The organism is Streptomyces sp. UW30 (assembly GCF_008042075.1).
Lineage (GTDB): Bacteria > Actinomycetota > Actinomycetes > Streptomycetales > Streptomycetaceae > Streptomyces.
The window spans coordinates 11877-33775 of record NZ_RDBN01000046.1 but is presented as its reverse complement, the minus strand read 5'-3'; the positions used below and the strand labels follow the sequence as shown (position 1 = coordinate 33775).

At 71.3% G+C, this 21899-nt stretch carries 12 protein-coding genes and 1 pseudogene; 5 read left to right on the top strand and 8 right to left on the bottom strand.

Annotated features, from left to right (window positions below; genetic code table 11):
* Positions 1-14 precede the first annotated feature (14 nt).
* From EAO75_RS32575 to EAO75_RS32565, 3 genes are all read right to left on the bottom strand, one after another.
* Positions 15-1997 (bottom strand): HEAT repeat domain-containing protein, encoded by a 1983-nt coding sequence (locus EAO75_RS32575; protein ID WP_147998765.1) that lies wholly within the window; start codon positions 1995-1997, stop codon positions 15-17.
* Between the two features lie 59 nt (positions 1998-2056).
* A complete protein-coding gene (locus tag EAO75_RS32570) occupies positions 2057-3745 on the bottom strand; it encodes a DUF2264 domain-containing protein (RefSeq protein ID WP_147998764.1) in 1689 nt (562 codons plus the stop codon).
* 68 nt (positions 3746-3813) lie between these two features.
* Positions 3814-4857 (bottom strand): rhamnogalacturonan acetylesterase, encoded by a 1044-nt coding sequence (locus tag EAO75_RS32565; RefSeq protein ID WP_147998763.1) that lies wholly within the window; start codon positions 4855-4857, stop codon positions 3814-3816.
* Between the two features lie 188 nt (positions 4858-5045).
* Between EAO75_RS32565 and EAO75_RS32560 the strand changes: the two genes are divergently transcribed.
* The gene (locus tag EAO75_RS32560) at positions 5046-6710 is read left to right on the top strand and encodes a rhamnogalacturonan lyase B N-terminal domain-containing protein (RefSeq protein WP_147998762.1); all 1665 of its coding nucleotides are present in this window, start codon (positions 5046-5048) and stop codon (positions 6708-6710) included.
* Between the two features lie 7 nt (positions 6711-6717).
* On the opposite strand, the gene EAO75_RS32555 is transcribed toward EAO75_RS32560, so the two are convergent.
* Positions 6718-8130: an RICIN domain-containing protein gene (locus EAO75_RS32555; protein WP_147998761.1), complete on the bottom strand. Its 1413-nt coding sequence runs from the start codon at positions 8128-8130 to the stop codon at positions 6718-6720.
* Positions 8131-8427: 297 nt separating this feature from the next.
* Between EAO75_RS32555 and EAO75_RS32545 the strand changes: the two genes are divergently transcribed.
* The 3 genes and pseudogenes from EAO75_RS32545 (at position 8428) to EAO75_RS32535 (ending at position 12683) form a co-directional block, all read left to right on the top strand.
* Positions 8428-10545 carry an autotransporter-associated beta strand repeat-containing protein gene (locus EAO75_RS32545; protein WP_147998760.1) on the top strand — a complete coding sequence of 706 codons (2118 nt, stop codon included), beginning with the start codon at positions 8428-8430 and terminating at the stop codon, positions 10543-10545.
* 60 nt (positions 10546-10605) lie between these two features.
* A pseudogene (mmuM, locus tag EAO75_RS32540) lies at positions 10606-11518 on the top strand (homocysteine S-methyltransferase).
* A 109-nt stretch (positions 11519-11627) separates the two neighbouring features.
* The gene (locus tag EAO75_RS32535; RefSeq protein WP_147998759.1) at positions 11628-12683 is read left to right on the top strand and encodes a LacI family DNA-binding transcriptional regulator; all 1056 of its coding nucleotides are present in this window, start codon (positions 11628-11630) and stop codon (positions 12681-12683) included.
* Positions 12684-12686: 3 nt separating this feature from the next.
* On the opposite strand, the gene EAO75_RS32530 is transcribed toward EAO75_RS32535, so the two are convergent.
* The 4 genes from EAO75_RS32530 to EAO75_RS32515 all read right to left on the bottom strand — a co-directional run bounded on the left by EAO75_RS32530 (position 12687) and on the right by EAO75_RS32515 (position 20520).
* Positions 12687-14282 carry a carboxylesterase/lipase family protein gene (locus EAO75_RS32530; RefSeq protein ID WP_187284671.1) on the bottom strand — a complete coding sequence of 532 codons (1596 nt, stop codon included), beginning with the start codon at positions 14280-14282 and terminating at the stop codon, positions 12687-12689.
* Between the two features lie 109 nt (positions 14283-14391).
* Positions 14392-15639, bottom strand: a complete 1248-nt coding sequence (locus EAO75_RS32525; protein WP_147998758.1) for an alginate lyase family protein — start codon at positions 15637-15639, stop codon at positions 14392-14394.
* A 28-nt stretch (positions 15640-15667) separates the two neighbouring features.
* The gene (locus EAO75_RS32520) at positions 15668-19000 is read right to left on the bottom strand and encodes an alginate lyase family protein (protein ID WP_147998757.1); all 3333 of its coding nucleotides are present in this window, start codon (positions 18998-19000) and stop codon (positions 15668-15670) included.
* The gene (locus EAO75_RS32515; protein WP_147998756.1) at positions 18997-20520 is read right to left on the bottom strand and encodes a glycosyl hydrolase family 28 protein; all 1524 of its coding nucleotides are present in this window, start codon (positions 20518-20520) and stop codon (positions 18997-18999) included. The genes EAO75_RS32520 and EAO75_RS32515 overlap by 4 nt, the downstream gene beginning before the upstream one ends.
* 405 nt (positions 20521-20925) lie before the next feature.
* On the opposite strand from EAO75_RS32515, the gene EAO75_RS32510 reads away from it, so the two are divergent.
* The coding region (locus EAO75_RS32510; RefSeq protein ID WP_147998795.1) for a hydroxyacid dehydrogenase at positions 20926-21899 on the top strand (974 nt) is incomplete at its 3' end.

Below are 21899 nucleotides of genomic sequence, written 5' to 3'. Positions count from 1 at the left end.
GACCGTCGTCGCGGTCATCCGCCTTCCGGCGCGGGGACGCCGATCCGCTCGGCCATCCGGCGCATGACGTCGACCGGCAGCGCCGGATTCCCGGCGGCGGCCTGCGCGTCGCCGTCGCCCCGCAGCAGCCGGGTCAGCAGCCGGACCGGCAGGTGGGGATGGCGGGCGGCGGCGTGCCGGACGCTGTCGTGCGGGTCCTCCAGCAGCAGCGCCGCGGCCACCGGTGACAGGCGGGGGTCGGTGGCGGCCCGGTACCGCACCTCCCTGCTCGGGTCCCGGCTGAGCCGCTCCACCAGTTCGGGCGTGGACTCCGGGTCGTCCAGGGCGAGTCGGCGCATGCGCGGGTTCGGGTCGTCGGCGTGGCGCAGGAGGTCCTGGCGGGGGAAGTTCGGGTGGCTGCGCGGGCGGTCGGGGGTGCTCAGGCTGCCGTCCCACCACTGCCACACCCGCATGAGCATGTCGGCGGGAGCGTCGTCGCAGGACTCGGCGAGGAATAGCTGGACGACACGGTCCTCGTCCCGGGCGAGGCGGTCGACGACGTCCGGGGGCAGGTGCCGGGCGCGGGCCACGCTTCTGCGGACGAGGGGGTGGGTGGAGGCGGCGAGGCGGCGCATGGCGTCGTGGTCCTTGTGGAGCGCGACGACCCAGTCGAGCTCGTGGTGGTGGACGCCCGGGTCGAAGTCGATACGGATGCCCGCGCGTTGGTCCTCCGTGAGGTCGGCGCGCGTCGACACCAGGAAGCGGACAGCCTCGTCCGGATCCTCGCCGAGGAGTGCGACCAGGTCCGCGTCGAGGCGTGGATTGCGGGCGAGGGCGCGGCGCTCGTCGTCCTCCCCGTGGCGTGCCAGGTGCGCGGCGAGGTCGCGCTCCAGTCGGGAGGACTCCAGCACCCGGGCCTTGGACTCCAGGGTTTCGTACACCGAGCGGGGCATCGGGTGCTGCCGGTGGTGGAGCAGCCGGGCCGCCGCGCGCACCTTCGCGTCGGCGTCGGCCATCAGCGCCTCCCGTGCACCGGCGTCGAGATCCGGCCAGGCCGCGTGGCAGGCGGCGTACCGCACCCCGTCGTCGGGGTCGCCGGCCAGTGCGACGGCCACGGCGGTGGGCAGGGTCGTGAGGTGGGCGGCCTCGGAGCGGATGCGCGCGGACGGGTCGGCGGCGAGCCGGCGGCAGAGGTCCTCGGGGAGTGCGGCCCGGCGCTCGGCGGCCAGCATGGTGAAGATCCACCGGCGGCGCTCGTCCTGCGCGCCGAGGATCAGGCTGGACCACTGCTCGGGGGTGATGTCCGACTGGTACTCGGCCGCCATCACCCGCATCTTCCAGTTCGGGTGGGCCAGCATCGCGGCCACGACCTTGGTGGGCAGGGGGCGGTACAGGGCGTAGTTCGACCTCTCCAGCAGCAGGGGATGCAGATCCTCCGGGAGGGCCGGATGCAGCGAGAGTCCGAATGACCAGGCTTGCAGCAGCCGCTCCGTGGGCTTCGGCCCCTCGAACAGCGACTCCCAGGCCGCCGCCCGCTCCTCGGTCGTCTCCTCGGCCGCAGCCCGCGCGGCGTCCTCCTGTCGCTCCCTCAGCCGGTCGACGGCGACGAGCCAGACGTCGTACTCCTCTGTCGTGGCCCCCACCAGCGCGTCCCCGGCCTGCGACATGGTGACGAACTCCGGCTGCCCGGGCCGCTCTCCCAGCACTGCGGCCAGATCCCAGCCGTCGGTGAGCCGGACCCTGAACCAGCGGCCCGTGCGGTTGCCGGAGAAGTCGATGAGGAACACCCCGTCCTCGTCGAGGATCCCCGCCTCGCAGGCCAGCCGGTGCCACTGGGCGTTGATCTCGGCGACGAGGTCGGGCCGGTCCGCCGCGACGGTCACGGTCGGTTCCGCCTCCCAGGCGACGACATGGCGTCGCGCGAAGGGCGGCGGCAGCACCTCCTCGATGTCCCAGTCCCCCACCATCGAAAGCCCGGCCCGCTCCAGCACTTCGACCGACTCGTCTCTCCCACCCATGATCGCCATCCTCCCCGACACCCGCCCGCCCCACCGGCCTTTTCACGGCCTGCGGCTGCTCAGGTCCGCACGCTGACGCCCTCGCCGTCCGTCAGCCGTGCCTCGACCTCCCGCCCGTCGCTCCAGCGGACGTGGATCGCGCCCTCCTCATCCACGCGCACGGCCACCAGCTCGTCCAGCGGCGTGGGGGCCGGTTCGGCGGTGAGCCGGGTGAGTGCGACGAACAGGGTGTCGGTATCGCCGGTGGCGCCGGAGAGGCGGCTGTCCAGGGCGACGACCGGTCGGATCTCCCCCCGTACGTCGTCCCGGCAGGCCCAGCCGGTGACCCGCACCGGCGTCCCCGCCGCCGCTCCCGCCACCAGGTGCGCCCGCACCTCCACTGCGCCGTGCGCGAGCACGAGGCTGGTCACCCGGGCTCCGCCGCCCGCCGAGTGCCGCGAGGCCGCCCAGCCCTCCCCCACACCGAGCGGCACGATGTCCGTACGGCTCGGGTCGCTGCCGACGATCACGCTGTTGTCGTACCACCGCGAAGGGACGGTAGCCGTCGAGTAGGCGAGGCGTGTGTAGTACGGGTCGTAGCGGACGTCCTCGCTGCCGTGGTTGTGCAGGCGCACCAGGCCGTCCGAACTCGTGGACTGCACAAGCCAGTTGGGGGCGGCAATGGCGGTGACCGCGTCCTCGCGCTCGGCGGGGGCCGGCTCCTCCGCCGCCGTCCAAACCTCGTGGTCGGCCGGGAGGAGCAGGGCGAGGAAGGCCTTGCTCGCCCAGTACGGGGACGCGGGGCCCGAATAGCCTTGCAGGACCGTCTCGTCGGGGCCGTGCCAGCCGAGGGTGAGCAGGCCGCTGTCGTCCACCGCGCCGCGCTCCAGGAAGTACTTCAGCGCGCCCGAGGCCAGCCGCCTCGTCTCTCCTGGCGACAAGGGCGTGTGCCCGGTCAGGGCGCCCAGCCACAGTGGGGCCGTGGTCGCGAAGCGGTACGTCAGCGACCGGCCCTGGTGCATCGGGGCGCCGTCGCCGCCGAACAGGCGGGCGTAGTCCCGCAGATGGCGGGAGAGTCTGCCGCCGTACAGGTCCAGGAGCCGCTCGTCCCGGTCCAGCCAGGCGTGCAGCACCGGGTACAGGTGCATCGCCCAGCCGTTGTAGTAGTCGTACTTGCGGCCGTCGCCGTCCGTGTACCAGCCGTCGCCGACGTACCAGTCCTCGATGCGCTCCAGCCCCCGGTCGATCGCCTTGCGGGCCTCCTCGGTCCCGTGGCCGATCTCCTGGAGGAAGCCGCCCACCGTCACCGGGAACAACTCCCAGTTGCAGGGCCAGGCTTGGGCGGTCAGCGCGTCCCCGAGCCAGGCCGCCGCGCGCTGCCGCACGCCGTCGTCCAGCCGGTCCCACAGCAGGGGCCGGGTCAGTCGCAGCGCGAGCGCGATCGACGCGGCCTCGACGAGCGGCTGGCCGCGGTCCTCGATGCGCGGCCAGACGCCCGCGACGCCGGCCGCGAGACCGTCGGCGTAGCGCTCCAACGCCGTCTCGTCCCGGCGCAGCGCCGCAAGGAGGAGCGTACGGGCGTAGCCCTCCAGGCCGTCCGAGAGGCGGCCCGACCAGCTCTCGTGGTCGCCGGGGAAGTGGTAGAGGGCGCGGTCCTGCGTGGCGTACGGCTCCACTGCGGCGAGCAGGGCGTCGGCGGCGGCCTCCCAGTGGGCGCGCGTGTAGCCGGTGCGCGGGCTGAGCGTGCGGTTGTCCGGGGGCAGGTGCATCGGATCTCTTTCTCGCCGGCTCGGTCAGGCCTGGGGCGCCCCGGTTCCGGTCGAGGCGCCCCAGGGGTTCATCCCACCCGCACCAGGCCCTGGGGCACCAGGTGGCGGGCGACGAGCTCGTCGCGGACCAGTCCCGCGTACACCGTGGCGCCGTGCGCCGAGGTGTGGGTGTTGTCCCGCTTCTCGTTGTACAGGTACAGCGCCTTGGACGCCTCGACGCCCAGGGACTCCACCAGCGCCTTGGTCTTCGCCGTGAGGTCGATCAGGGGGACGTCGTGGGCGGCGGCGACCGAGCGGATGACGCCGGGGTGGTTCACCCCGAGGCCGTTCACCAGCAGCGCCGTGTCGTTGTCGAGTGTGCCGTCGGCGTTGAACCAGCGGCGCACGATCGGGGTGACCAGGACCGGCTCGCCTCCCTTCTCGCGCGCACCGGCCACCAGTGTCTCCAGATTCGCGCGATACGTCGCCTCGTCGGTCGTCTTGTCGTTGTGCGCGAGCTGGATCAGGACCAGGTCGCCGGGGCGGATCCGTGGCCGGACGGTGGCCCAGAGGCGGGTGTCGGCGAGATAGCTGACCGTACTCTCGCCGGAGTCGGCGTAGTTGGCCACCGACAGTCCCTTGCGGAGGTACCCGGGCAGTTGCTGGCCCCAGCCGGAGTACGGGTCGCCGGGCTGGTCGCAGACCGTGGAGTCGCCGACCAGGAAGATCTGGCGGGTGTGCCGCGCGGGGGTGACCCGGATGTCGGCGAGGGCGGGCGCGGTGCCGCCGAGTCGCAGGTCCAGGCCGGGGGTTCCGTCGGGCCCGGTGGGCTCGCCCTCGGGGGTGCGGACGTCGACGGTGAAGCTGCGGGAGACGCGCTCGCCGGCGGCGACGGCGGTCTCGGGGAGCAGCGCGCGACGGGTCTCGCCGGTGACGCTCGTGCTCGACGCCGCCTCGCCGCCCAGGAGGACCAGGACGTCGTAGGTGCCGGGAGGGACGTCGAAGTGGCAGACGGTGGCGGTGCAGTCGGTGATGCCGAGGGGGCGCTGACCGCCGTACGCCTGAGCTGGTACGGCCGTCGCCACGGCACCCAGGGCGGCCGCCACCAGTGCGGCAGTGCTGAAACGTCTCATCCGCGACTCCTCGCTCGGCTGGACCCGGCGTGCGCCTGGACCGTACCCGTTTCAACAAGCGCTTTCTAGCCCATGACGCCAGTTCAGAGAACTGCCCAGGACTTGCTCGACGTAAGCCCTTTCGCTAAATCGATTCAACTGTCACCCTGCACAACACCCGCACCCCACACTCCGAAGGAGGCACCCCCATGTCCGGATCCCACGGCAGATCCGTTCGCCGCCGCACCTTCGTCCTCGGCGCCACGGCCGCGGCCGGCACAGCGGCCCTCGCCGGCACCGCGCGCGCCGCGGCGTTCGGCTGGAGCGACGACGGCTCGAACTACGTCGTCGACACCGGCGCCAACCTGGTCTTCAAGGTCAGCAAGACCAACGGCGACCTGACGTCGCTGGTCTACCGCGGCACGGAATACCAGGGCTACGGCGGCATGAACTCGCACATCGAGTCCGGCCTCGGCACCTCCACCGTGACCGTCAAGCAGTCGGGTTCGACGATCCTGATCTCGGTGGCGTACGGCACTCTGCGGCACTACTACGCGGCCCGCAGCGGCGAGAACAACGTCTACCTGTGGACCGACAAGGCCGACACGTCCGTGTCCGCGACCCGCTACATCCTGCGCGTGAAGAAGGGCCTGTTCCTGAGCGACGAGCCCGACTCCTACGCGTACACCAGCAGCACCGTCGAGGCCTCGGACGTGTTCGCGAAGTCCGACGGCCAGACCCGCTCGAAGCACTACTCCAAGCTCCGGGTGATGGACTACGACTACATCGGGTGGTCGGGCGGCGGTGTCGGTCTGTGGATCGTGCGCAGCAACCACGAGAAGGCGTCCGGCGGCCCCTTCTACCGCTCGCTGCTGCGCCACCAGAGCGCGGACGGCGGCGGCCTGTACGAGATCCTGTACTACGGCCAGAACCAGACCGAGGCCCAGCGCTTCGGCCTCCAGGGCCCGTACGTCATCGCCCTCACGGACGGCGGGGCGCCCTCCTCGGCGCTGTTCCCGGGCACGCTCACCACCTCGTGGGCGGACTCGCTCGGCATGTCCGGGTACGTCGGCGCGAGCGGGCGCGGCAAGGTGGCCGGCGTCGGCATCTCCGGGCGGAACACGGCGTACCCGTACACGGTCGGGCTCGCCAACTCGGCGGCGCAGTACTGGGGTTCGGCGCGGTCGTCGGACGGCTACTTCTCGATCGGGGGTGTGCTGCCGGGGACGTACACGCTGACCGTCTTCAAGGGCGAACTCGCCGTGTACACGGGGTCGGTGACGGTCACGGCCGGTAGCACGACCACGCTCAACACGATCGCCGTACCGTCCTCGAACGACCCCGGCAACGCGAGTGCCATCTGGCGGATAGGCGACTGGAACGGCACGCCCGGCGGTTTCAAGAACGCCGACCTGATGACGTACGCGCATCCGTCCGACGTCCGGGCCGCCTCCTGGACCGGCAATGTGGTGGTCGGCAACAACGAGACGGCGTCCTTCCCCTGCTACCTCTGGAAGGACGTCAACAGCGGGATCCTGGTGTACTTCAAGCTGACGGCGGCGCAGGCGGCGGCCGCGCACACCCTGCGGATCGGGGTGACGACGGCGTACGCCAACGGCCGCCCCCAGGTGACGGTGAACGACGCCTGGACGTCCGCCATCCCCTCCCCGCCCACCGAGCCGAGCACCCGGTCGCTGACCAACGGCTCGTACCGGGGCAACAACCACACGTTCACGTACAGCGTGCCGGCGTCCGCCTGGAAGACGGACACCGGCCAGTACAACGTGCTGCGGATCGATGTGGTGAGCGGTTCGGGGACGACCGGCTATCTCAGCGCGGGCACGGCGATCGACGCGATCGACCTGCTCGCCTGACGGCATCTCACGTCCCGCGCGTCCACTGCTGGTTGGTTCCGCCGTTGCAGGTGTAGGTGATGATCGCGGCGGAGTTGGCGGTGGACGCGCCGTTCACGTCCAGGCACTCGCCGCTCGCGCGGGAGACGACGTTGACGTAGGAGCCGGTGGTCGTGAGCGACCACTGCTGGCTGGTCGCGGAGGCGCTGCAGTTCTCCTGAGTGACCGTGTTCGCGTTCTCCTGCACACACAGGGAGCTGTGCCGGGTCATGAGCTGGTAGTAGCCGCTGCCGACGGGCTTGAACCAGTACTTCTGGTTGGTGCCGCCGTTGCAGTCGTACTGCTTGATCTCGGCGCCCGCCCACTGGGACTGGCTGGTGACATCGGCGCAGCGGCTGCTGTGCCGGGCGATCAGCGTGTTGTACGTGGCGCTCGTGCCGCTGATCGAACCGGTCGCCGTGTCGACGGTGACCTCCGGGGACCAGGACATCGACATCGAGGTCGAGGTGGGGAAGGCCAGCGGCAGCCAGACGTAGCGGGAGTCGTTGACGGTGCCGCCGAAGGAGTTGCCCCAGCGGTCACCCAGGTAGAGGTACGAGGTGGTCGAAGTGCCCTGCACGGGAAGGACGTACGCGGTCTGCGAGCCGTAGGTCGTGGAGTCGCCGGCGTTCGTCATCGCGGTCCACGGGCCGGCGATGTCGGTGGCGGTGGCGTACTGCTGCTGGTTGGGGCTCCAGCCGGTGGCGCCCGAGGTCAGCATGAAGTAGACGCCGTTGCGCTTGAACAGGGCCGGTGCCTCGCGGTGGCCGCCGTGCCAGGGGTCGGCGACGAGACTCGCAATGCCGGTGTAGTCGGCGGTCAGCCGGTATATCTGCAGGTCGTAGTTCTCGCGGGCGGCCGAGATCATGTATCCGGCGCCGTCGCTGTCGACGAAGACCGTGATGTCGCGGGACATGTGCTCGCCCAGTGGTCGGAAGCTGCCCTGCCAGGTGTAGTTGCCGTCCACGGTGTCGGAGACGGCGACGGCGGCTCGGGCCTCGCTGTAGTCGGTGCCGTTCTCCTTGTGCATCCACATGACGAACTTGCCGGTGGAGGCGTTGTACATGACCTTCGGGCGCTCGATGTTGGCACTGGCCAGTTCGGCGGCGCTGGACTGGGTCAGGACGTGGTTCCTGAACTCCCAGTTCTTCAGGTCGGTGGAGCGGTAGGCGTCCACATAGCGGAAGGTGTTGTCGGCGTTGCGGTGCTCGCCGAACCAGTAGTAGTACGAGCCGACCTTGAGGACACCGCCGCCGTGGGCGTGCACCGGGTTGCCCGAGGTGTCGGTGAACTGCGTACCGGTGGTGACGGTCTGGGGTGCGGCCTGGGCGGGGCCGGCCGTGGCCAGCGCGCCGGCGAGGGCCAGGCAGAGGGCCAGCAGAGCGGCGTAGGCACGTCTCATCTCACACACTCTCCTTGAGCGGCGGTGCGGGCGCCGGCGGCTGCGGCGCCCTTCAACAGCCTTCTGCGGCTGGGGACTTCGGGCAGATCGTGATCGCGGCTCAATGCGGCCTGCCTCTCAGCACTGGGGAGATTGTTCGGAGCTGTTTGAGGTTGTTCGAGATAACGAACAAGATCTGACACATTACGAACGAGTGAAAGGTAAGGGTGAGTCACCCGGAGGTCAACGAGTCCGGCGAGACAAACAGAAACGCGCAATTTCTGTTATCGACGGCCACCCAGGCCCGTCCCCGATCACGTGCGCAGCCTCACCCACAGGACAGCAGCGACCGCAGGCGCCCTCGCCGCGGTCGCCGCCCTCACCGTCACCGCTCCCCCCGCGGCGGCCGCCGGCCCCCGGGACGTATCCGCCGACGTGCTCGGGGGCCGGGACGTGACGCTCAGCGGTGACACGGTGGTGACCGTGCCGCCCGGGACGACGACGTACGACGGCGTCCTGCGCGGCGAGGGCACGCTCACCGTGCGCGGCACCGGGACGCTGATCCTGACCAGGGACAGCGACTTCACGCTCCCGAAGTCCCGGCAGCGGCAGAAGGTGAGCGTCCTCGGCGGCAACCACCCGTACGTCACCACGACCGCCCCGGACCCGCCCGCGATCACGGTCGAGCGCGGGGCCACCCTCCAGTACGGCGACGGCGGCACGGCCGGGCTGATCGGCCACTTCCCCTACGGCACCCCGGCGTTCCGGCTCAACCAGGACAACATCCGGGTCGACGGCACCCTGCGGCTGTCGCTGAGGAGCGCCTACAACCTGGGCACGATCAGCGGTTCCGGGCTCATCACCCAGCCGCGCTTCCTGTGGGGCACCTGGGATCTGTCGGGCACCCACTCCTTCTCCGGCGTGATCGACAACGGCACGCAGGTCAACGCCGGACGGCCGGAGTTCGCGACGTCACTGCCGAACGTGCGCAAGGTCCTCAACCAGGGCACCTTCACCGTGGACACCCCGCTCGGCCGGACCGTCACCCTGGGCATGGACTTCTACCAGCGCGAGTACGGCAGCGACATCAACGTCCAGTCCCGGCCGGGCGGCAAGGTCGTGCTCACCGGGCAGTACAGCTGGTCCGACCGGGGCGGCGACACCGATCCCGCGCTCAGCGACCCGGCCCTGAACTGGACGRCCGCGCGGAAGAACGTCAACAAGCGCGGCACCAACATCAAGGGCGCGGACGTCCAGTGGGGCGACGGGACGACGAACCGGATCTTCATGCCCGGCACCGCCGAGACCGTCTACATCAACCTGCTCGCGGCCCGCTCCCGTTCGCGGCTCACCTTCGACTACAACGGCCCCGTCACGCTGGGCGCACCCATGGGCGGCGGCAGGTATCACGACACCCTCTCCGCGCTCGGCGCCGGCGACGTCATCATCAAGGGCAGACCGGGCAACGACGTCACCTTCGCCGCCGTGCAGCACTACGACGGCTCGACGACGGTCGGCCAGGGCGCGGTCCTGCGTCTGGGCAGCGGACGGCGGGGCGGCGACGGCGGGCTGTACACGCAAGGCGCCCTCTACAAGGTCGTGAACGACGGCTCGCTGGTGCTGAACAACGTCGGCAAGTCCCTGACCCTCTCCCGGATCAGCGGCAGCGGGTCGCTCACGCAGTCGGGGTCCGCGACCGCGACGCTCACGGGCTCGGAGGTGACGTACACCGGCAGGACGACGGTCAAGAAGGGCACGCTGGCACTGCGCGGCGGCGCGACGCTGGACCGCAGCAAGGCCATCACCCTCGTCTCCGCCGACTCCCGCCTGGACACGGGCACTTCGGGACTGCGCGTGGCGACGACCCTGACCGGCAGGGGCACCGTGCGGGGCGCGGTGACGAACGACGGCGTGGTCACGAGCGGTCTCACCGTCTCCGGCGACTACACGCAGTCGGCCAAGGGCGAACTGGTCCTGCGCGGCGGCCCGTTGAGGGTGACGGGCGCGGTCCGTCTCGCCGGCGACCTGGACCTCGCGTCCGCCGCGACGGCGACGAGGCCCGCCCGGAAGATCACCGTCCTGGACCACCAGGGCCGGGCGAAGACGACCGGCACCTTCACCGGCCTCGGGGAGGGCAACAAGCTCCAGCTGAACGACACCACATACCGCATCTCCTACCGGGGCGGCGACGGCAACGACGTGGTCCTGACCACGGTGACCGCGAGCGCCTCCCCCGGCTCGGACACCCCCCGCACAGCAGCCGACTCGGTCGCCTCCCCCGGCCCCCGGACCGCGAGCGCCACGGGCAACGGCCTCGGCTGGTGGCCGTACGTGCTGGCCGCCGGGCTGCTCGTGGGGCTCGCGATGCCGGCGACAAGGCGGGCGCGCGGACGCGGGCGGCGGCGGGGAGGCAGGCACGCGGCGCACGGCCGGTGACCGACGGCTGTCCCGTCTCATATGCCGGTCACCCACCCCGCCTCGACTACCGTCGTCAGCATGACCAGCACCATCACCCTCGCCGAAGCCCTCGCCGCCGGGACCGTCGTGCTCGACGGCGGCATGTCCAATCAGCTGGAATCCGCCGGGCACGACCTGAGCGACGAGCTGTGGTCGGCGCGGCTGCTCGCGGAGCGTCCGGAGGCGATCACCGAGGCCCATCTCGGGTACTTCGAAGCGGGGGCGGACGTGGCGATCACGTCCAGCTACCAGGCCACGTTCGAAGGGTTCGCGGGGCGCGGGATCGGACGGGAGCGGGCGGCGGAACTGCTTGTACTGAGCGTGGAGTTGGCGCGTGAGGCCGCGCGGCGGGCGCAGGCGAAGGGGGTCGCGCGGCCGCTGTGGGTCGCCGCGTCCGTCGGGCCGTACGGGGCGATGCTGGCGGACGGCTCCGAGTACCGGGGGCGCTACGGGCTGAGCGTGGCGGAGCTGGAGCGCTTCCATCGGCCCCGGCTGGAGGTGCTCGCCGGGGCCCGTCCCGACGTGCTGGCGCTGGAGACGGTTCCGGACGCCGACGAGGCCCAGGCGCTGCTGCGGGCGGTGCGCGGGCTCGGGGTGCCGGCCTGGCTGTCGTACTCCGTCGCCGGTGACCGTACGCGTGCCGGGCAGCCGCTGGAGGAGGCGTTCGCGCAGGCCGCCGACGCCGACGAGGTGATCGCGGTCGGCGTGAACTGCTGCGCGCCCGAGGATGTCGAGGGCGCCGTCGAGATCGCCGCCCGGGTCACGGGCAAGCCGGTCGTGGTCTATCCCAACAGTGGCGAGGCCTGGAACGCGCAGGCGCGTGCCTGGGAGGGACGGTCCAGCTTCACGCCGGAGCAGGTGCGGGGGTGGCGGGAGGCTGATCGGGGGGTGCTGTCGGGTGGGGCCGGGGGCCATCGGGTCGATCGCCCGGGCGCTGACGGGGGCGCCGTAGCCGCGTACAGAAGGCTCGTCCCGCCCCGTCACCCACTGCTAGCCTCCGCACCGGGAACCGGTTGCCACGCTGTTGTCACCGGTGCTCGACGCAGAGGGGGGCGGACAGGATGACCAGGAAGAGCGCGGACACGGCAGGCAGCACCATCCGGGACGTGGCGGCCCGTGCGGGGGTGTCCGCGTCGACCGTGTCGCGGGTGCTCGGCGGGGTGTATCCGGTGAGCTCGGCGACGCGTACGCGCGTGCTGCGGGCCGTGCGTGACCTGGACTATGTCGCCGACGCGCGGGCGAAAGCCGTCGCGGGCGTCGGCACGCCCACCCTGGCGTTCGTGCTGGAGGACATCACCGGGCCGTCGTTCGCGCACATGGCGTACGGGGTGGAGCGGGAGGCCCGGCGGCTCGGGCATCTGTGCCTGGTGTGCACGACGGAGGGCGACGTCCAGCACGAGGTGGAGTTCGTCGAGATGATGCGCGCCCAGCGCGCCGCCGCCGTGATCCTCGTCGGCGGCTCGGCCGACACCCCCGAGTACCGCGAGCGCACCCGCCGTATGGCCGACTCGCTGGCGTCGGCGGGCTCCCGTCTCGTGCTGTGCGGCCGGCCGCCGCTCGGCCCCGGGGCGCCGGTCACGGTCATCGAGTACGACAACGAGGGCGGCGCCTACGCCCTGGTCGCCCACGTCCTCGCCCAGGGCCACCAGCGCGTCCTCTTCCTCGGCGGCAAGCCCGAACACACCACCGCGCAGGGCCGCGAACGCGGCTATCTCGCCGCCCACCGCGCCCGCGGCCTCGACCCCGACCCGGCGCTGCTCCTGCACGGCGACTTCACCCGCGACTGCGGCCACCGCCTGATGCGCGAGGCTCTCAAGCAGGGGCTGGAGTTCACGGCCGTGGTCGCCGCCACCGACATGGTCGCCGCCGGCGCACTCACCGCCCTCCACGAGGCCGGCCTCGACGTACCCGGCGACGTCTCCCTGGCCGGCTACGACGACATCCCCTTCGCCCGCGACCTGCACCCGGCCCTGACGACGGTCCACGTCCCCTACGAGGAACTGGGCCGCCTCGCCGTCCGCACCGCCCTGGGCCGCACCCCCGAGGACCCCGCCGAGCATCTGCTGCTGGGCACCCATGTGGTGGTACGGGACTCGGTCGCGCCGCTCGACCGGTGAGCGTCAGTGCCGACGAACCGCCCCCGGCAACCGCAGCCGCCGTACGACCGATCGCACCTCCGCGCCGCGCGTGAGCGGACCGTCGGCGAGCGGCGGCGCAGGGGCGGTTTCCCGAGCCGCCGCGGCCGCCGTCCACAGGGCCAGCTCGGCGTCGCGCGGGCCGTGCGCCGTGTGGGTGGCGCCGTCGCCGAAGATGCGTACCGGGTGCGTGTCGTCCCAGGTCTGCCACCCCGGGTCGCCCTCCACCGCGAACCGCACCCACGTGCGGTGCATCTCGTCCGCGAGCTCCGGCGGGGCGCCCTCGCCGGCCAGTTTGCGGGACTCGGGGACGTCTCCGGTGTCGAAGACGAAGCCGAGCTCCAGGGCGTGGCAGGCGCCGAGGTCGGGGAGGGTGGAGGGCCAGGCGAACTCGTAGACGTACGACGACCCGGCGTGGGCGTCGGCGAGGCGGTGCAGTGGGACGCGCAGGAGGTGGTCGGTGACCATCTGGCCGACGATCTCGGCGGTGCCGGCCTCCGGGTGCAGGGCGCGGTAGCCGCGAGGTACTTCGGCGCCGACGCGGCAGCGGGCCATCGCGCCGGCCAGGGCGACCGCGCCGAGCCGGTCGACGCGCTCCAGCAGCCCGCCGGGCACCAGCCACAGCCGGTACTCGTCGCGGGTCCAGCCCAGCATCAGGTCGACACCGGCCGCGGCGTCACCCTCCGTCAGCGCCTGAAGCGGATCGCGGGGCACGATGTCGCCGTCGACCACGATTCCGAAGGCGGGACCGCCCAGCACGGGGCTGCTCAGTCGGCCCACCTCGGCCTGGGCGCGCAGGAGCAGCTCACGGTCGACCTCGGCGAAGGCGGCGGCCGTGGCGGGGATCTTCAGCCGGGTCGCCATCCGGCGCACCATCCGCCGTACCTTGTCCCGCTCGGCGGCCTCCGGCGGCCCGCTCTGCAGGATCGCCCGCCGCACCAGGCCCTGGGCCTGCGGGGCGGCGAGCAGCGCGCCGATGCTGATCGCGCCGGCGGACTGGCCGAAGACGGTGATGCGGTCGGGGTCGCCGCCGAAGGCCGCGATGGAGGCGTGCACCCATGTCAGGGCGGCGAGCTGGTCGCGCAGGCCGGGGTTGGCGGGGGCGTCCGGGAAGTAGCCGTAGCCCTCGACGCCGAGCCGGTAGTTGACGGAGACGAGGACGACCCCGTCGCGGGCGAAGGGCCGGCCGTCGTACACGGGCATGCCCGAGGAACCGCGGGTCAGGGCGCCACCGTGCAGCCACACCATGACCGGGAGGCGGGCGGCGGGGCCGGGCTCCGGGGTCCAGACGTTGAGGTTGAGGCAGTCGTCGCCGGGCACGACCGGGTCGGACAGATAGTGCGCGAAGGCCTCGGAGTACGGCGGTTTCGGCGGGGTCGGCCCGAAGGCCGCGGCCTCGCGCACACCGTCCCAGGGCTCGGGCGGGACGGGCGGCCTGAACCGCAGCGGGCCGAAGGGGGGCGCCGCGTAGGGGATGCCCCGGAACACGGCGACGCCATCCTCTTCGTACCGGCCCCTCACGGCACCGTACGGTGTCCTCACCACGGGGTCCGTCACGGGAACTGTCCGGACTGCTGCCATACGTCCACCAGCCTCCTCACCGCGCTCGTGCACCGTGAAGATCAGAGCAACTCATTGTGGCCCGATATTCCGGCACACGAGCGGGTGTGAGGGCTGTTCGGCCCAATGGCTACTTGGCGTACATCAGCGTGCCGAAGCCGAGCTGGTCGAAGCCGCCGCTGTCGGAGCCGTAGTCACCGCCGCCGCCCTCGGGGGCGACGGAGAAGCACATCTGGGAGATGTACTTGTCGTCGAGGTTGACGCGCCGGTTGTAGTGGTAGTGGAGCATGGCCCAGACCGGGCGGACCTGGCCCCGGGACGCTGGCGAGATGACCGTCTGTGACTGCGGGGCGCAGTTCTGGCCGCTGCCCCAGTTGTAGGTGGTGAACGGGACGCTGTTGCCCAGGTTGTACTTGGCGACGTACTGGGCGGCCTTCATGAAGCGGCGGCCGTCGTAGGAGTACAGGTCGTCGCCCTGGTTCCAGGCCATCTCGCAGATCGCGCCCATCTGGCCCATGCCCATCATGGTGTGGCCCTGGTCGCGGCCGGACTCCTGCCACTGGCCGAGGTCGTAGCCCTCGACGCCCGGATACAGGAACGGCACCGCCTTGGTGAGGGCGCCGTTTCCGGCTCCGGTCCTGAAGTAGTTCACGGCCTGGTCGTACTTGGCGGCGTTGTCGGTGAGGATCCCGATGGCCATGACCGAGGCCATGTTGCACAGGTCCCAGTTGGCCCAGTAGTTGGTGATGCAGGCGTCGTTGTGGCCGGTGAGGAACTGGTTGTTGAGCGGGTAGAAGACCCGGACCGTCATCTCCTGGGCGGCGGCGAGGTCGAATCCGCTGTAGCCGCGCAGGAGTTCACAGGCGTTCGCGAACTGCCAGCCGTAGATGCCGGCGGCGAGGAACCGGTCCGCGTTGCCGGTGACCGTGGTCAGGGTCCTGGACCAGGCGTTGAGGATGTTGGCGGCGGCCACGGCGTTCGCCTCGGTGCCGCCGACCCGCCAGCGCAGGGCGTTCTGGTAGGCGGCGGCGATGTCGTTGTAGAGCAGGCCGTAGTTCTGTCCGGTGCCGCCGCGGATGATCGTGGCGGTGGCCCGGTTCGTCCAGGTGGACTGGGAGTGGGAGTTGGCGGTCAGCCGGTTCCAGCCGGACAGCCAGGGATCCGTGCCCGCGGCGACCCTGACCTTGGCGCGGTTGATGTCCCCGGCGTTGTGGAGCATGCCGGGGTGGGTGAAGGTCGCGGGGGCCGCGTCCGCCGTGGAGGCGAGGGACGCGGTGCCCAGCGCGACAGCCGCGGTGAGACCACCGGCGGTCTTCAGCAGACCTCGTCGGCTCAACTCACCGTTGGAGCGGTGCTGGTGGGGGGAAGTGCGGCTCATTTCGGTGCGACTCCAATCCGTGGAGGGATCAGTCGGGTTTGATGCTCACCTCGTCGAACTCGGCGGTGCAGCGGGCCGCTTGGTCGCGTGAGCAGACCACGAGGCCCACGTGGTAGGGGGCGTCACCGAACCCGGGGATCTCGCCGGTGGCGAGGGTGGTCCAGGTGTCGCCGTCATCGGTGGACAGGGCTGCGGTGAAGGCGGTCCCGACGCGCTTCAGCCGCAGCAGGGAGGGCAGAGCGGCCGTGCCGCTTCCGGTGAAGGCCGACTTGCCCGCGACGGTCGTGCGCAGCATGAGCTGCGCGGTGGTTCCTGCGGTGACGATCGCCCCGGCGGCCTGGTCGAACGGCGACAGCGACTTGGCCATCAGCAGCCCCACCTGGTCGGCTCGGGCGCCCGTGCGGGAGACGAGCCGGGCGGTGATCTCGCAGTCGCCGGTCATCGTCCGTCGCGCGAACTGCCCTGTCATCCCCTGGTTGTTGACGGACAGATCGGCCCCCGCACCGCGCACGGTGAAGGTCCCGCCGTCGTACGACGTGCAGCCCGGCGTACGGATCGCGACCACACCCAGCGTCCCGAAGCCCCGCTCGTCGAGCACCGGGTCACCCAGGTCGCCGTACGTCCAAGGGGCCGGTGGGGGTGTGCCGACGGTGAGGCCGAGCGTGCCGGTGCCGTCGCCGGAGGCATTGCCGGCGGTGGTGGTGACGGTGAACTCGCCGCTCTCGGTGGGCGTTCCGCAGACGTGGCCGGTGCGCCTGTCGAGGCGGAGACCGTCGGGAAGCCCGGCCGCGCTGAACCGTACGGGCTCGTGCGAGGCGCGCAGGACGTGCCGGAAGGGGACGCCCTTGTTGGCGAACTCCGAGGTCACGGAGGTGAGTTGGGGCACGCTCGGACTCGGCATCCGTGCGGAGGACGCCCTGGAGAGCGGGCCGCGACCGCCCAAGTTCGTCTTCGCGACGGCGTAGTAGTACGTCGTCCCGGGCGCGCCCGTGGCGTCCGCGTACCGGATCCGGGCGCCGAAGCCGACCGGGCCGACGCCGGTCGCGATGGTCTCGTAGGGGCCGTCGGCGGCTCTGGCGCGCAGCACCTTGTAGCGGGCGGACAGGTCCGGGTCGGTCCAGGCCAGCTCCACGGCGTCGGCGCCGGTGGACGCCGTCAGGCCGGTGGCGGTGCGGGCGGGACGGGGCACGGACCAGATCTCGCCGGACGCCGCCGAGGTGACGGTGACGTTGTCGAAGGCGCCGGTGCCGGTCTCGGCGTACTCCGCGTCGACACCGAGGCAGGAGGTGAGGACCAGGCCCGCGTACGCGATGCGGCCCAACTCGACCTCACTGGAGCCGACTTGGATCCAGCGGATGCCGTCCGGCGAGATCGCGCCCGTGCAGCGGCGGCCCCTGCGGGTCACCCGCACCCAGTAGGGCGCCCGCAGCCGGTAGCCGTCGCCCGCGCCCTCGACGTACGGGGCCTCGATCGGCGTCGCCGACTCGGGCAGCTCACCGAGGTCGGAGATCGGGAAGGCGGCTGCCGTGGTGATGGCCTGCTGCTGGGTGGGCGGGACGGGGGTGGATCCCGTGGCGCAGACGGCGGCCCCGGACTGGCGGCGTACGGTCCACACGCCGCTCCAGGTGTGCAGCGGCAGCCCCTGGATCAGCATCGAGGCGTGCGCGGCGTCCGCGTCGAGGGAGCCGCGCAGGGTGACGCCGATCTTGGCGTACTGCGAGCTGAGCGGGAACACGACCCGCGCCGTGATCGTGCCGTCGCCGGGCAGCGGCAGGTGCACGGAGCGGTATGTGTCCGCGGTGCCGGACGCCTCCAGCACGAACCGTTCGCCGTCGTAGGCGGCGGAGCCGGGGATCCGCACGTCGCCGACGTCCTGCGTGGACCAGGGGCGAGGAAGACCGGCGGTGGCGGCGACCGGGCTCGAACCGGCGCTCCTGCCAAGGGAGTTGGAGGACATGACCGTGTAGCAGTACGTCCGCCCCGCGCGTACGTCGGTGTCCTTGTACTGCGGCCCGGAGATCCCGGCGGCCATCGTCTCGTACGGCCCCTCCGGACGGCTCGCCCTGCGGACCGTGTACGTCGTCGCCCACGCGGACGGCAGCCAGGCCACCGTCACGGCGTCCAAGTCGCCGAGGGCGGTGACGCCGGCCGGGGCCGTCGGTGCGGTCGGTGACGGGGCCTTCGTCCCGGCGTAGGTGAAGGTGCCGAAGCCCGGCAGGTCGTCGTTGCTGCCCTCGACGACGCGGGCGCCGCCGCTGCCGCGGAAGACGGCGGCCTCGGTGAACGGGGTGTCGAGGCCGCGGACGCCGGCGTAATGGGCGTAGTACATCTCGTGGACCGGCGGCAGCGTGCCGCGGACCTTGTCGGAGACGGTCGTCTTGAGGTACTTGCCGGTGCGGTCGAGGTCGGGGGTGAAGGGGACGTCGCCGCCGAGGTTGTAGCGGGCGGCGTACTCGGCGTTCGCGAGGATGCGGTGGTCGTCGAAGGCCCACAGGTCGACGCCCTGGTTCCAGGCGACCTGCGCGGCGTCGCCCATCAGGCCGACGGCGAGCTGCTCGTGGCCCTGGTCGCGGCCGCTCTCCTGGCCCTGGCCGGCGTCGGTGACCACCCGGCCCCGGACACTGCCGTTGCCGGCGCCGGCCGCGGCGAACCGGAGCGCGTCCTCGAAGAGGGTGCGTTCCTCGCAGAACACCCCGATGGCGAGGATGGACTGAACGGCGGTCAGATCCCAGTTGCCGTTGGCGTAGAGCATGTAGCCGGAGATCGCCGGATACCAGACGTCGAGGAAGGAGCGCTCACAGCGGGCGATGTCCGCGTCGGCCCAACCGTCGTAGTCACTGTGGCGCAGCAGTTCGGCCGCGTTGACGAACTTGAAGGCCTGCAGTCCCGCGCCGAGCGGGCCGTCGGCGCCGGTGACCATGGTCAGGGACGCCGACCAGGCGTTCAGGACGTCCCGCGCCTTGTCGGCGTGGGCGCGCTCGCCCGTGACGCACCACATCAGGGCGTTCTGGTAGGCGGCGGCCGAGTCGGCGACGGCCTGGTTCTGGAAGTTGGTGGGGCCGCGGCCCCAGGAGGTGATCTGGCCGGTGTTCTGGACGGCGTACGTCGACTTCGAGCGGGCGTGGGCCGCGAAGGCGAGGTAACCGTCGTGGATCGGGGCCTCCTGGGCGGCGACGGCGGCCTTCATCCGGGCGAGGTCGTCGGCGGTGTGCAGCAGTCCCGGGTGCGTGAACGGTGTGATGCGGTGCTGTTGCTCCGCCCGTGCGGTGCCGGGTGCGAGCAGTCCGCTCGTGCCCGATGCCAGCAGCAGGGCTGCCGTACCGCCGAGGAAGCCCCGGCGGCTCGTCACGGGGGTCGTCATGACGCGGCGGCCGCCTCTGCCTCGGCCGTGGTCAGGAACTTCAGGTTCAGCACATGCTCGTTGGCGTGCATCGGGATGGTGTCGGTGGTGAGGTACCAGCTCGGCTTCTTCATCGAGTCGGCGATCACCGTGCCGTTGACGACGAGGTTCTCGAACGTGACGTCCCTGATGGCGTGCTTGGCGTCGTAGCCGAGCAACAGGCAGGTGGCGAGCGGCTTGCCCGTGTAGGAGAGGTCCTTGATGTGGACGTTCTGGATGCCGCGACCGACCGAGGTGTTGTACTTCGTGTTGTACATGATCCGCATATGGATGAGCTGGCCCCAGCGGAAGTCCTCGACGCGTACGCCGTCGACCTTCACGTTCTTGATGAGGTTGCTGTCGCCTGCGTTGAGGGCGATGCAGCCCTGGTAGCCCATCTGGGGCTCGCGGTGGTCGCAGATGTCGAGGTTCTTGAAGGTGAGGTTCCTCAACACCTCGGGGTTGTCGGTGTTGCCGTGCGTGCCGACGTTGATGGGGTGGGCGACGTCCGCCCAGAGGGTGGAGTTGCGGACGGTGATGTCGGTGGTGTCGCCGTAGTACTCCCAACGGTGGGTGTAGAGGGCGATGCAGTCGTCGGAGTTGCGCATGAAGACGCCGTCGACGACGACGTTGCTGCTGCAGAAGACGTCGATGCCGTCGCCCCAGCCCTTGGAGCTGAAGGAGCCGAGGCCCTTGATGGTGACGCCGGTGGCCTCGCCGAGCTGGACGGCGTAGCCGTTCGGGTTGAGCACGGTGACGGCGCCGATGGAGATGTTCCGCGAGTTCTCGACGAGGGCACCGCCCGCCACCGTCCCGGCGAGCACGCCGCGACCGGCGAGCCCGGCGTGCTCGACGTTCCGGAAGACGACGGTCGCCTTGAGGACGGCGCCGCCGTCGAGGTAGACGGTCTTGCCGGAGGGGACGTTCAGGTAGCCGTCGGCGGTGGTGTGGACGCCGGGGCCGTAGTAGAGGACGTTCGGGTCGTCCGGCTGGGGCTTCTTCTCTGTCGCGCGGGCGAAGAGGTGCAGACAGTCGAAGATGTCGTCGTTGATCTGGACGACGACGTTGCGCGGCCGGTCGAGCGTGAAGCGCAGGGTGTCACCGAGCAGTTCGGGCTTGATGCCGTACGAGTCCGGTCTCACCCGGACCTTGTCGGTGCCGCCCTTGAGACAGGTGACCTCGATCTCCACGGAACCCTGGAAGTCGAAGTACGCCAGCGACGAGCTGTAGACCTTGCCCGAACCGGTGGTGGGGTTGATCTCCCCCAGCTGCGGGCGCCAGATGTCGAGGGTCTGCCACGCGCCGTCAGGGACGGTACGCACCCGCACCTTGAAGCTCGTGTTGGTCGGCATGGCGGTCGGGCGGGGGTAGGTCACCAGCTTCGGCTCGGTGCCGGCGTCGGCCGCCCGGGCCGCCGTGGACGTCACGCCGGTGAGGCCGGCGGCGAGGGCGGTGGCGCCCGCCGCCCGGAGGGCGGTCCGGCGCGACAGGGACGAGTTCATGCGGGGCTCCTCAGGACACAAGTGGTCGGCAAGGGGGGCTACTTGAGCCCGGACAGAAACCGGTTGCCGGAAACCGGTTGCCTCTCGTTGACGCAGAGCTTCGACCCGGTCCAGAAACGGCGTCAAGAACCTTGACGAACTTTCGAAAAGAGTCTGTAGCGTCGGGGTGACGCGAGGATCCGGGAACCGGTTGCTGACGTGCGATGCAGTGCGAGTGCGCTGGAGAACGGCCCGGAGAATGCTCAGAAATCGGTTTCGGTGTGACGCCACCTCCGAGCCAATTGACCGGCCCCGTGAGCAGATCTACGGTAGAAGACGCTTTCTGAAACCGTTTCTGTTCGTTGTCTCAACCAGTGCCTCAACCCGTGCCTCAACCCGTGCCTCAACCAGTGCCTCAGGAGAGCCATGCCCAGCCCGCACCTGCCGAGGGCCCTTTTCGCGATGGATCCGGTGCACCTCCCCCTGCTCTTCCCGCCGCCGCTCATGGCCCGGCTGAGGCAGACGGCCGAGATCGACCCGGCGCTCGTCGTACGGGACTTCACCGACCCCGCCGCATCCGACCCCGCGGCGGCCGAGGCCCTGGCCCGGACGGAGGTGCTCATCACCGGCTGGGGCTGCCCCCGCCTCGACACCGACGTCCTCACCGTCGCGCCGAAGCTGCGCGCCGTCCTGCACGCTGCCGGCTCGGTCCGCTCGCTGGTCGGCGAGGCCCTGTGGAAGGCCGGCGTCACCGTGTCCAGCGCGGTCACCGGCAACGCACTGCCGGTCGCCGAGTACACGCTCGCCATGATCCTTCTCGCCGGGAAGGACACCTTCGCGCACCGGGAGCGCTTCCGCAGCACGCACACCTACCCGACCCAGGGCGAGACCGCCGCGACCGGCAACGTCGGCCGCCGCGTCGGCGTCATCGGGGCCTCGCGGGTCGGCCGACGACTGCTGGAGCTGCTACGGCCGTTCGACTTCACGGTCCTGCTGCACGACCCGTACGTCAGCGTCGCCGAGGCCGCCGAACTGGGCGCCGAGTTGCTGTCGCTGGAGGACCTGCTGAGGCACAGCGACATCGTCAGCCTGCATGCGCCGGACATCCCGGAGACGTACCGGATGCTCGACGGGGAGCGGCTGGGGCTGATTCGGGACGGCGGCGTGCTGATCAACACCTCGCGGGGGGCACTGGTCGATCCCGAGGCGCTGACGGACGAGCTGGTCGCCGGGCGGCTGCATGCGGTGCTCGACGTGACCGAGCCGGAGCCGTTGCCGGCGGGGTCGCCCCTGTACCACCTGCCCAATGTGTTTCTGACGCCTCATATCGCCGGGTCGCTCGGGAACGAGCTGGAGCGGCTGGGGCGGATCGTGGTGGAGGAGTTGGAGCGGGTGGCGGC